This window comes from Okeania sp. SIO3I5, assembly GCF_010672085.1.
Classification (GTDB): domain Bacteria; phylum Cyanobacteriota; class Cyanobacteriia; order Cyanobacteriales; family Microcoleaceae; genus Trichodesmium.
The window spans coordinates 20,277-33,059 of the sequence record NZ_JAAHHT010000092.1 but is presented as its reverse complement, the minus strand read 5'-3'; the positions used below and the strand labels follow the sequence as shown (position 1 = coordinate 33,059).

The window sequence follows — 12,783 nt, the reverse complement described above, 5'->3', positions numbered from 1 at the left end:
GCTCCTCCCCTCTCTCCCCCTCCTCCCCATCCTCCCCCTCCTCCCCATCCTCCCCCTCCTCCCCATCCTCCCCCTCCTCCCCATCCTCCCCATCCGGACCACCCTCCCACAAGGGTTTCAAGAGTTCCTTATAAGGGATAGCTTTGGAAGGGGGGTTAGGGGGCATGGGAAAGCTAGGGCCAGGGTTCGGACACCTTCATAAGCTAAACGTTCATATGCCCAAGACACAAGCTAGGAGCCTATATGTTATTATCAATGTCAACAAAGGGGGAGGACATCACCTCTGTCTAAACAGCAGTCTGGGAAACCCTGACTGAAGAATCCCTATTTTTCCCGTAAAGGCAACGTCGGGAGTATGTCAAAACCCCAACCACCAGAGAGATAAAATGTTATTTGAGGTCATAAATGTGGCCAAAGAGCAAGATATAGCAGTTGCCATGACTGTTAGAAAATTCTCAAACTCTAAAATTTAGTCACCGCCAGAATGTACGGGCGAATGGCAATTTGCCCCTACTTCCCCTCCTGCTCCCCTCCTCGGAGGGGAGCAGGGTCAATTTATTGTCATCAGAGAAAAAAGTAGGAGAGGGTGGGGAGGTGTGGGAGGTGTGGGAGGTGTGGGAGAAAAATCCGCTTTTATTTATGCAACTTCTGTATCCCAATCCTCCCCATCTTCCCCATCCTCCCCATCTTCCCCATCTTCCCCATCCTCCCCATCCTCCCCACCCTCTCCCTAAATATTCTCTGGCGACAAAGAATTAGCCCTACCTCCTCGGAGGGGTTGGGGGTGGGTTGGATTAGGGGTGGGTTGACTTCTGACTTCCCCTCCTGAAAGGGGTTAGGAGTGGGTTGACCTATGCTATATTTGCTCTACTATGCCTAAAGATTGGGAATTATTAAAGAATGCGTATCTCTCTGAACTGGTTGCGGGAACTGGTAGATATCAATATTACTCCAGAAGACTTGGCCGAAACTCTGACAATGGCAGGTTTTGAGGTAGAAGAAATAGAAGATCGAAGCAGTTGGTCAGCAGGGGTAGTATTAGGAAAAATACTAGAAGCTAACAAACACCCCAATGCTGATAAACTAAAAGTCTGCCAAGTGGACATTGGTAAGTCAGACCCATTAAATATTGTCTGTGGAGCTTCTAACGCTAAAGCAGATATTTATGTAGCAGTAGCTACTGTCGGCGCCTATTTGGCTGCAATTGACTTAAAGATCAAAAAGAGTAAACTCCGGGGAGTCCCCTCTGAAGGAATGATTTGTTCCTTGTCAGAACTGGGTTTAACAAAAGATTCTGAAGGTATTCATATATTTGAGCTGGAAAATCCCCAGTTAGGCAGTGATGTAGGACCTTTGCTCGGCCTAGATGATGTAATTTTAGACTTGACAACAACGGCAAATCGTGCTGATGCCCTGAGTATGATTGGTGTAGCTCGCGAAGTGGCAGCTCTAACCGGAGCATCCATCAGAATACCAGATGTTTCTGAAGTTGTTATCCCAGAGCTAGACACCAATAGTAGTCTCAAAATAGATATCTCAGAATCGGAAGCTTGCCCTATTTATATTGGTACTTTTATCGAAGGAGTAAAAATTGGTCCTTCACCAGAATGGTTGAAACAGCGATTAGAAGCTGCAGGCACTAGAGCTATCAATAATGTAGTAGATATCACTAACTATATTCTGTTAGAGTGGGGCCAACCACTTCATGGTTTTGACAAAGATAAAATTCAGGCCCTGACGGGTAACAACTCCTTGACAATTGGAGTTCGTTATGCTAAAGAGAATGAATCTCTGATTACCTTAGATAGTCAAAAACGCACCCTGGAATCTGAAACTTTATTGATTACGGCGAATGACAAACCGGTTGCTTTAGCAGGAGTGATGGGTGGCGAAGAGACTGAAGTGAGCGACAACACCACAAACTTATTATTGGAAGCAGCAATTTTTGCTCCCATTGCTATTCGTCGTTCAGCTCGAACTCAAGGTTTACGCACAGAAGCTTCTACTAGATTTGAACGTGGGGTTAATCAAGCAGAATTAGCATTAGCTTGTCGTCGCGCTATTAATTTAATTACTGAATTAGCGGGAGGAAAGGTTACTCATCAAGAAATTTTTACTACTAAAGCAGACAGTATCACCACAACTAGGGAATTATCCCTCCGTCTCGATCGCATTAACGAACTTTTAGGACCACTCAAGAGCGGGGAAGATACTTTGGATAAATCTTTTCTGCAACCAGAAGAGATTGAAGGTATTCTCAAATCTTTAGGGTGTGGTCTAGTGAGAGCGGAAATTATAGAGGCAGTAGTTTGGAATGTTACGATACCTCCCTATCGTTATCGAGACCTAGAGCGAGAAATAGACTTGATCGAAGAAGTTGCTCGTTTGTATGGATATGATAATTTCTGTGAAACTCTACCAAATAAAGGTGCAGCAGGTTATTTGCCACCAGAACAGTTGGCGCTCCGTAGTCTTCGAGCAGCTTTCCGGGGTGCGGGGTTAACAGAATTGATGCACTATTCTTTGGTTAAGCAAGGTGGGGAAAATCAAATAGCGATCGCTAACCCTCTATTTGTGGAATATTCTGCTCTGCGTACAGAATTATTAACGGGACTTATTGATGCTTTTCAATATAACCTGGAACAAGGAAATGGAGCATTGAATGGGTTTGAAATTGGTCGTCTTTTTTGGAAAGAGGCAGAAAAATACCAAGAAGCGGAGGCGATCGCTGGAATTATTAGTAACGGTGGTAAGAGTTGGACGCGAGGTGGTAAGGAAGAATCTCTGAGTTGGTTTGAAGCTAAAGGAATTTTAGAACAGGTTTTTGAACGACTCTATTTGAGAGTGGAGTACAAAGCAAACTCGGAAAATTCTCTGCTGCATCCAGGACGGACAGCATCGTTATGGTTGCAAGGTAAATATCTTGGTGTTTTTGGGCAACTACATCCTCAACTACGGCAAGAGCGGGAGTTACCTGATGAGGTTTATGTTTTTCAACTTGACTTGGCAGTGTTGGTGTCGGTAATGACTCAAGGAAATATTGTCAGACGCAAGTTTAGTGTTTATTCTACGTTCCCCCCTGCTGACCGAGATATTGCTTTCTTTGTATCAGTTGAGGTATCTGTGAATGAGATTAAACAGGTAATTTCTCAAGCTGCTGGTAAGTTATTGGAGTCTATAGAATTATTTGATGAATATCGGGGTGAAAATGTACCTGAAGGTGAAAGAAGTTTGGCTTTTCGGTTGGTTTATCGGGTAAGCGATCGAACTCTTACTGATGCTGATGTCGATCCGGTGCAGCAAAAAGTTAGAGATGCTTTGGTTGATAAACTTAAAGTGAATCTGAGAAGTTAATACTTTGGAGTGAGAGAGGAGCCAGGAATCAGAAGTTAGGATTTAGGAGTCAGGAGTTAGGAGTTAGGATTTAGGAGTCAGGAGGGAAGAGGATGAAGTTTTTTTATTCCTAACAACTTCTAACTTTTGAATCTTGAATTTTAACCTCAACAACTTCTAACTTTTGAATTTTGATCTGAGAAGTTAATACTTTGGAATGAAGGAGGAGTCAGAATTCAGGAGTCAGAATTCAGGAGTCAGGAGTGAAGAGGATGAAGTTTTTTTATCGCTAACAACTTCTAACTTTTGAATCTTGAATTTTAACCTCAACAACTTCTAACTTTTAACTTTTAACTTCTGACTTCAATTGACTTCTAAATTTTGAATTTTGAATTTTGAATTTTGAATTTTCACAACTTCTGACTTCAATTGACTTCTAAATTTTGAATTTTGAATTTTGAATTTTGAATTTTAAAAACTTTTGAATTTTGAATTTTGAATTTTGAATTTTGAATTTTAAAAACTTTTGAACTTTGAATTTTGAATTTTGAATTCCTAATACATAATATCGCCTTCAATTAAAGCTTGAAACTTACGATTAAAACGAATATTACCAAAACCAGTATCAGTTTTTGCCATCTCTCGGTAAGGTTTACCAGCAGCTAAATTAATTGCTTCTTCTAAATTTTCAATAGCTAAATATACCTTCTCCTGCAAAGCATAACAACGAGCTTTATTATAGTAAGCTAAAGAATAATCTGGCTGAATTTTTATGGCTTCATCAAAACAAGCGATCGCTTTATACCAATCTCCTAAATTCGACAAAGCTTTACCTAAATTATTCCAAGCTTCCTGATAGTGTATTTTAATCTCTATGGCTTTCTCATAACTAATAATTTCTCCTTCCGTATCTTCTAAATAAAATAAAGTTCTTCCTTTAAAATTCCAAGCTTCATAATGATTCGGTTTAAGTTTTATTACCTGTGCAAAACATTTCAGAGCTTCCTGATACCTTCCTAGCTCAAAAAATGCTTGACCTTCATCATGCCACACTTGATATAAATCGGGTTCAATTTCTATTGCTTGTTGGTAATTTTCAATAGCTTTTTGATAATATCCTAAACTATTCCAAGCATTTCCTAAATTGTACCAGGCTTGATATAAATCTGGTTTAATTTGTATTGCTCCCTCAAAAGAACTTATTGCTTCGCGATATCGCTCTAAATCATTGAGTACATTTCCTCGATTATACCAAGCTAAATAAGAATTTGGTGCAAAACTTATAGCTAGATTAAAATTAGTTAAAGCTAACTGTAATCTACCTATTTGTTTTAAGGCATTACCTCGATTATTCCAGGCTTCAGGGTAGTCTGGTTTAATTTTTATTGCCCGATCAAAAGCAGTAATAGCCTGCTGATATTTCCCCAATTTACTGAAGTTTACTCCCGCATTATACCAGCCCTGATAGTCATCTGGGGAGATGGGGACATGGGGAAATAGAGACATTGAATATAGAATTATTAACATATATTGTATAGTTAGATTCTATAATTATATCAAATCTTATTAATTAGACATTTACAGAAAAGAGAGAATAGGGAACAGGGAACAGGGAACAGGGGGAGTAATTGATAATTTATGGATAAGAATGGATTTGATTTTTCATCAAATAGGGAATATGGAACAGGGAACAGGGGGAAGTAATTGATAATTTATGGATAAGAATTGATTTGATTTTTTATTTTTGGAGAAGTCTATTAGCCATAATAAATCAGCTACCTTTAGTCATCTTTATAAGTAATACCAGCTTGATAAATGTTTGCTACAAATAGCTAGAGTTTTTTAGGAGTCAAAAGTATAGGGGCGATTCGCGTTTGCGGAGCATTCCGTAGGAAATCGCCCCTACAGGTAGGGGAGCCGTTGGATTAGGGACTTAGATAATAAATAGCTTCAATATTATTTTTAGTTCATAAATTATCTAATTCGTCAAAAATACATCTCTTGTCAAGTCTTTTTATTGCCCTTATTATTCGTAATATCATGTCCGGTTGAATAGTTATAAATAATTAGGGAGGAGACAGGAGACAGGAGGGAATAAGAGGAAATTTTAAGGTATAAAGAGGAGCAAGTTTTTTTATCACTAATTATCCGGACATGATATAACATTCTTTTTTAAAATTGCTATAATATTAAATTATTACTTCTAAATTATCAATTAATTATCAGACTTTCTGCTTATCCTCAACTCTGGTTCAATTCTAAATTCTAAATTCTAAATTCTAAATTCATTATAAATTGCCCAAATTGCCATTGCTCTTAAATAATGACTTGCTCGAAAAGTTCCCTCTGCTGTAATAGCTTCTGGGGTACGAAATTGTAATCCATTTTCATAAATTTGTTTTACCACTGCTTCAGTTATTTCCAAAGCTTCTTTTTTCATGCCAACTTGCACCATAAAAGCTGCTAAACCAAAATTAATTCCTGTCCAAATCTCTAAAGGATGAGTAGAATTAGGATTCTCTGGAGAACCATCAGGTAACACTCCATTCACTGCTCCAAATTTGCCATTATGAAAACTTTTAAAACAAGAATTATAGACAGTTTTTAAGGCAGATAAAGCACATTCAACAGGTACAATATCCGGCAAATTTAACAACTTTGCATAAAATTGACCGCATAATTGATCTGCCATTACTACTTCCGAATTACTCTCACTATCCAAACGATAATATTCCCCATTCCATAATTTTTCTTGATAAATAGGTAATGCTTTTTCTAACCAATTTTGATAAACAGAAATTTGATTATTAATCGCATCTACAGAATTTTTATCAGCGTCAGAATGGAAACCCTCGGGTGGATAATAAGGAATTTCTCTGGGATGCTCAATTAAAACTTTCCCAATAGCGATCGCTGCCTCTAGTGCTGCTAACCATAACCCACCACAATAAGCGCTCACACCCCGCAACTGCCAATCATCAAAAGTTTGGTCTGGCGCTCCCTCATTTTCAGGAATGCCATCATTATCTTTATCAAAACCTTTGAGATATGCCAACGTTTCTACAACAGCAGACCAACATTCCCACAAAAATTCGTAATCATCTGCACCAGTCAATAAAAAATCTCGATACACCTGCAACACAAAATCGCTTGATAAATCTTTCCACTGATTACAATCTTGATAACTGGTGTAATTTGTCTTCTCCCAGGGATGCTCATTCGGTGCCCCCAAATCATGGGGAGTCGCTCCAGCAATTTTTCTCACTGCGGACGCTTGATTATAACCAATAATTCTCGGTGTATCATCCGCCGTTGAAATCGCCCGCGCAAACGCTACTAACACCGACTTTTCCAAATCCGGCCATAACATTAACAACCCAAAAGAACCGTATACCCTGACATCCAAACTCTCATACCAACGATAATCCAGACATTCCAACACAGCAAACTGACCTTTAGGATCGCCTTCGCTAGCAGCACTCCAAATAGTACCCCCGCTAGTAAGATCGTAAAGTTCATTAAACAAAGCAGTCTTAAAGCAACCAGGTAAATCTTCCCGTTGCAGAATCGGGTTTTGCCAAGCCTCAATATTCTCGCGCCAAGTTTGATAATGCTTCATCCCAGTACGAATTATTGACCAGGCATTTTTGCCATTGCGACCATAAAAATCTGTATAACGGCGATAATATGAAACTCCAGCGCCAAACTCGGTAACAGGTAAATCCCAAACTAAAAAAAACGGAATTTTCCTGGTTTTTCCAGGTCTGATAGTGAAACGAACTGACATCGCAACTCCGATTTGTTCTCCCTCCGTTGCAGGTAGTTCGCTTTCTTCATCTATGAGAGTGCCATCTATAGCAAAGTAACGCCAGATATCCTCCCCACTACCAGTAGGGTTCCACCTAGTGTGATAGCTAAATTCCATTCCTGCACTGCTAAAAGTAGCGATCGCCATTTGCCCTTCTCCTTCTGCGGGTTCGTCGGCGATACTTAATTTTGTCATGGTGCAACCAACACGGTGAAAATCTTCTACTAATAGATTAAAGTTGTCTGTACTCTCTCCCCACCGGGGTTTGTATTCATAAACTGGAGTACCATCATCTCGCACTTGCACTTCTGGTGTTTTCGCAGAATTGGTAAACCAACCGATAGTATTTTGCCAACTTAGCATTATACTGAGTGTTATCGGTTCATCTGTAGGATTGTGAGCAACCCATTCAAATATAGCGATCGGGTAACTGGTTTCTTGATAGTTACCTGCCCAAATTGGCGAAAATTGTTCGCAACTTAATTGTGCAGTAAATACATTTTCATAGACAAACCAACTCCGGGGATAAAGAGCATGATAAGTACCAGTATTTAAACCTGCTTTTTGTTTAGGATACCATTGCCAAGCGGAGAGACTGCCATCTGTAGGGGGTTCAGTGGATAAAGCATAAGCTTGTTTCTGACCTTTTGTTTCTTCAAAAACGCTAAATTGACAGGCAGGCAAATTTCGATAAATGTGTTCGCCACCGTCGAGATGCCAGAGATTAAAATCGCCCCGTGGGGAACGTGCGATCGCACCAGCGCCGAAACCTCCGAGGGGCATTCCGTGCCAGGGGCCATCATCAAGATTACTGCTATAGCGAACTGTGTAAGGTTTGTCCCAATCAAGACTAATGGGACGATTCCAGGTATAAGGAGGAATGTTAGGGTTAAGATTTTCTTTATTCATGTCGTACATTTTATTAACTTAAAAGTGAAAAGTCAAAAGTCATTGGAAGAAGGAGTCAGGAGTCAGAATCAAAGGAGTCAGAATCAAAGGAGTCAGAATCAAAGGAGTCAGAATCAAAGGAGTCAGAATCAAAGGAGTCAGAATCAAAGGAGTCAGAATCAAAGGAGTCAGAATCAAAGGAGTCAGAATGAGGAGATAATCTCAAGAAAAGTTTAGATGCTCATGTAACCGAGGGGAAAAATGAGCTATGGTAGTATGACACCAAAAAAAAGAAGGAAAATGATAAACAACAATAAAAAAACTCGCGTCCTTTCGGGCGAATATACGCCACTCTAGGACGAGGACTTGGATAGAATAGTGGGGGGGTATCCACCTTTGGTATTTTATCTTCTTTGCGTTTCAGTCAAAATATCCTAGCACTAGGATTAAATTTGCTTTTTGGTAATCATAGTATTCGAGAAGTTCGTTATATTCCTAATCAGGGTTTTAAGCTATTGATTGTAAGGTTATTTAACCGGATTTGATATCAGGAGTCAGAATACGGAAGAAGGAGTCAGGAGTCAGAATGAAGAGAGAATCTGCTAAAAGTTTTCAGGATTTAATTGTTTGGCAAAAAGCACATCAACTGGTTTTAGAAGTCTATCGTTTTAGTAGCAATTTTCCCAAAACAGAAACCTACGGATTAACTTCTCAGTTAAGACGAGCATCCGTATCAGTGCCAGCAAAAGCAAATATAGTAGAAGGGTTTCGCAAAAAAGGGTTGGCAGATCAAATCCGATTCTTGAATATTGCACAGGGTTCCGATAAAGAAAGTCGATATTACTTAATTCTGGCAAATAGACATCTCCGAAAATGAAAAATAAAATCAATTCTCCCATTTGAAATTATCTATTCTTTCTTCCTGTTCCCAGATCCGCTGTTCCCTGTTCCCTCTTTTCCGGAGATGTCTAATGACCTTGAATATGGGAATACTTCAGAACTTCTACTACATCTAGAAGAAGTAAGTAAATTACTAGATTCTTATATTGCTGCAATTGAACAACGCAAACAATCTTCTAATTCCTAACTCCTAACTCCTGACTCCTGACTCCTGACTCTTCCGTTGCAGCAAAAAATTCCTCCAATGTTGCTAGATAGCGATCGCTCTCCACCATACTCAAGTCATCATGTTCAGCATTTGGGATCAACATTAGTTTTTTCGGTTCTGGTGCAGCAGCAAATAATCTTTGACTCATGGTTACAGGTACAACTTCATCTTTCATACCGTGAATAAATAAGACTGGCATTTTTATTGATTTGACTTTGTTAATGAAATCAAATTTTTGAGTAACCAGAAACTTCAAAGGAAATATCTGAATTCGACGCCTATATTTAGCCATGTCTTTGATAGAAGTAAAGGAACCTTCAGCTATTAACCCTGCTGCTTGGGGTTGTTGTAAGCAGAGATTAACAGCGACTGCTCCTCCCAGAGAATGTCCGTAAACAAAAATTTCTTCTGGTGAAAAACTTTTTTCTTGAGTCAAATAATTCCAAGCTATGGCAGCATCTTCATATACTCTCGCTTCTGTGGGAAACCTCCCTTGACTATTACCGTACCCCCGATAATCAATTATAAATACCGAAAATCCTAAGTGATATAGTTTCGCTACGCGATCGAGATTGCAACTTTTTTCCTGAGCTGCCATGTTACCACTTGTTCCATGGAAAAAGAGAATAACTTTAGTATTGGGTTGAGTTTGCGGAATCCACCAACCAGATATTTTTTCTGTCTGGTTGCCAGAAGTTGCGACTGGTAACCAAACTTCTTCATAAGGAAGGTTAAAAGTAGCAGGAGTAGCTAACAGCAATGATTCAGGTTTAAATATCAATCTGCTTTGTTGTAATCTTATCAACATAAAACCAGAGATATAAATAATTGCTAAACCTATTAATAGGAACATTAAAGAAGTCTCAAGAATAGTCATTTCAGTTATTAGTTATCAGTTATCTTTTATCAGTATCTACCGCTGAAGTATCCAGCGATGAATACTGAATCGAATATTTTTTTCATCTCCTTAACAGAGGAAGCTATTGATCTAATTTTTTGCTCATTATTAGACTTCTTGCAGAAGTCAGGGAATAGGGAATAGGGAATGAAATTGTTGATTTCATATCTTTAATTGATTTCATTTTTGATTTTTGGAGATGTCTATTACACAGTTCATTTACAATCTACAACAAAAGTAGTCTATCTAGCTACTCCTTACCAGAGTTAGATTAATACCGAATATTTATTATATTATAGTTTGGACTCTGTTTGAAATAGATAGGCATACTCAACTATGACAGTATTTTTAATATTATATCTGACTAAATGTCACCTTTGTATTCAGGTTATAATTTAACGTCACTGTCAGAAATTAAGTATACAGTTAAAATAGCTATACGCTCAATTTTATCAACTTTTTTATTTTACACAATTAAACAGAGTTAATTATTTTTCTCGTCAATTCAGTAATATGGAAATGCTATCTACAGATAAAGTTAAGATTTTCTGGTATTTTGTAGTTGCTTGACAGCACGAATTAGACGAATAAAATATGGCCTAACAATATCTTGATTTAGTTCTTGCAACTTAGTTATTTGTGCCTGTAATTGTTCTATTTCATTTGGCATTGATGTATTGTGTTTTGATTGTAAATTATCTTCTAAATTTTGCTGTAAATCTGTAGCTAAATCTTTTAATGATTGTAGTTCTTCTTCAATATCTGAAAATTTAATATTTATTGTTTCCCAGTCTTCTTTTGTAATTGTGTTGTATTCAAAATTTGATTGATTTTGAGATAAATCTGGAGTTAGTTCAGTAATTGTGTTTCCTTGTGCATCTAAATGCTGAAAAACTGAGTTAATCTCCATTCTTAATTCTTCTACTTTATTATTAGTCTGTTTTTGAATTTTTTCCTCCAATATTTTTCGATTAATTGTATTTAAAAATAATGCCAATGTTATTGGAGTTGCAGCCCACAAAATTTGTTCAAACAACCACGCCACACCTGAACCAAAAACTGAAGCCCCTAAAGCAATATATTCTGCTATTTCTAGCCTCTTAAGCTGATTTTGGGGATTATTTAAAATTGTTGATGGTGTTTCCTTATTTTCCATAAATCTAGATCCCCATTATATGTGTTTAGTTAAATAATAGATACTCAAATTTTTATCTAGATATTTTACCATGATTTATTGTTGAAAATCATGTCTTAACAATTATTCATATTTACTTAAAATAGTTGAGTTGAATCAAACAAATAGTAATATAAGTAAAGGGTATTTCCAATGTGATAGAAGCAATACTATCTTAACAACCAGAATCAAATGACATAAACGTTCAAAAATAAAATCAACATGGATTGAAAAATTATTGAAAACTTTGATAGTAGTTTTACCCATTTCGGTAATCAAATCAGAATTGAGACGTTAAATTCTGAGTTCGTTAACATTATCCCTGAAATATTAATAATACAAAAAATGACTGAAATACAAATATCAGAATTATCCAAATTAGAATATTTACCTTATGTTGATTCGGAAGGAAAATTACCATTATCTTTAGAAGGGAAAATTGGTGTTTATGGAATTTTTGGTCGGGAAAAAGAACTACTATTTATCGGTTATTCTCGTGATATTTATCAGAGTCTTAAACAACATTTAGTCCGTCAACCATTAAATTGCTATTGGCTAAAAGTACAAACTATTGAGCGCCCAAATCGTAGTATATTAGAAGGTATAAAAGCAGCTTGGATTAATGAAAATGGCTCCTTACCTATAGGTAATGGTGCAACAGAAACAAAATGGAATCAACCCATAGATGCTAAACAAGAAATGACAGAAGCAGAAAGAATACAATATCAAGATCCATTAATTGATGAAGTTGTCAAAGAAAAACTACTAAAAAATATAGCTAGGCGAGTAGAAGCTAATATTTTAGAGGTATTAAAAACTAGAGGTTTACAAGAAAATATTCGCTTTAATCCTAAGCTTAAAACCAGTGGTTTATTAGATTTAAAGTAACAGTTCAGCAGTCATATAAAATTCCCTGATTTTGGAGTCTTATAAGAAATCTGGTTTGTAGGAGATAGATAAGTATGGTAGAGAATTTAAGACTTTCCCCAGTTTCTGTTTCTTGAAAAAAAATTGTAGGGGTTTGGTCTCCAAACCCAAACCTAAATGCTAAGGAAAAATATAGAGTTAAACAGAGAAACAAGAAACAATAAATCTAGATAAATAATCATATTTTCTATTTCCTAGTTTACCGAATTACTACTCCGTACTCCTATAAGAAAGGAAGTTTGTAGGAGATAGATTAGATTAAGTATGGTAGAGAATTTAAGACTTTCCCCAGTTTCTGTTTCTTGAAAAAAAATTGTAGGGGTTTGGTCTCCAAACCCAAACCTAAATGCTAAGGAAAAATATAGAGTTAAACAGAGAAACAAGAAACAATAAATCTAGATAAATAATCATATTTTCTATTCCCTAATTTTTCCAATTACTACTCCGTACTCCTATAAGAAAGGAAGTTTGTAGGACATAGATTAGATTAAGTATGATAGAGAATTTAAGACTTTCCCCGGTTTCTGTTTCTTGAAAAAAAATTGTAGGGGTTTGGTCTCCAAACCCAAACCTAAATGCTAAGGAAAAATATAGAGTTAAACAGAGAAACAAGAAACAATAAATCTAGATAAATAATCATATTTTCT

The 12,783-nt window shown here is 37.1% G+C and carries 9 protein-coding genes; 5 read left to right on the top strand and 4 right to left on the bottom strand.

The annotated features are described in order from the left end of the window. Positions 1-558: 558 nt before the first annotated feature. Together F6K40_RS20335 and pheT are read left to right on the top strand one after the other, a co-directional pair. Positions 559-759 (top strand): hypothetical protein, encoded by a 201-nt coding sequence (locus F6K40_RS20335; protein WP_293138927.1) that lies wholly within the window; start codon positions 559-561, stop codon positions 757-759. A gap of 141 nt (positions 760-900) precedes the next feature. Next, positions 901-3,354, top strand: coding sequence for a phenylalanine--tRNA ligase subunit beta (gene pheT / locus F6K40_RS20330; RefSeq protein WP_293138926.1), 2,454 nt, complete (start codon positions 901-903; stop codon positions 3,352-3,354). 534 nt (positions 3,355-3,888) lie between these two features. Here pheT and F6K40_RS20325 read toward each other — a convergent pair. Together F6K40_RS20325 and F6K40_RS20320 are read right to left on the bottom strand one after the other, a co-directional pair. After that, positions 3,889-4,839, bottom strand: coding sequence for a tetratricopeptide repeat protein (locus F6K40_RS20325; protein WP_293138925.1), 951 nt, complete (start codon positions 4,837-4,839; stop codon positions 3,889-3,891). A gap of 766 nt (positions 4,840-5,605) precedes the next feature. After that, entirely contained in the window at positions 5,606-8,050 is a 2,445-nt protein-coding gene (locus F6K40_RS20320; protein WP_293138924.1) for a GH116 family glycosyl hydrolase, read from the bottom strand. 565 nt (positions 8,051-8,615) lie between these two features. Between F6K40_RS20320 and F6K40_RS20315 the strand changes: the two genes are divergently transcribed. Beyond that, positions 8,616-8,906 (top strand): four helix bundle protein, encoded by a 291-nt coding sequence (locus F6K40_RS20315; protein WP_293138923.1) that lies wholly within the window; start codon positions 8,616-8,618, stop codon positions 8,904-8,906. A gap of 87 nt (positions 8,907-8,993) precedes the next feature. Beyond that, positions 8,994-9,116: a hypothetical protein gene (locus F6K40_RS20310; RefSeq protein ID WP_293138922.1), complete on the top strand. Its 123-nt coding sequence runs from the start codon at positions 8,994-8,996 to the stop codon at positions 9,114-9,116. On the opposite strand, the gene F6K40_RS20305 is transcribed toward F6K40_RS20310, so the two are convergent. Both F6K40_RS20305 and F6K40_RS20300 read right to left on the bottom strand, forming a co-directional pair. Continuing rightward, positions 9,106-10,014, bottom strand: a complete 909-nt coding sequence (locus F6K40_RS20305) for an alpha/beta hydrolase (RefSeq protein ID WP_293138921.1) — start codon at positions 10,012-10,014, stop codon at positions 9,106-9,108. The two genes, F6K40_RS20310 and F6K40_RS20305, sit on opposite strands and share 11 nt — an antisense overlap. Before the next feature lie 559 nt (positions 10,015-10,573). Next, the gene (locus F6K40_RS20300; RefSeq protein ID WP_293138920.1) at positions 10,574-11,191 is read right to left on the bottom strand and encodes a hypothetical protein; all 618 of its coding nucleotides are present in this window, start codon (positions 11,189-11,191) and stop codon (positions 10,574-10,576) included. Between the two features lie 363 nt (positions 11,192-11,554). Between F6K40_RS20300 and F6K40_RS20295 the strand changes: the two genes are divergently transcribed. Then, positions 11,555-12,097, top strand: a complete 543-nt coding sequence (locus F6K40_RS20295; protein WP_293138919.1) for a GIY-YIG nuclease family protein — start codon at positions 11,555-11,557, stop codon at positions 12,095-12,097. Positions 12,098-12,783 lie beyond the last annotated feature (686 nt).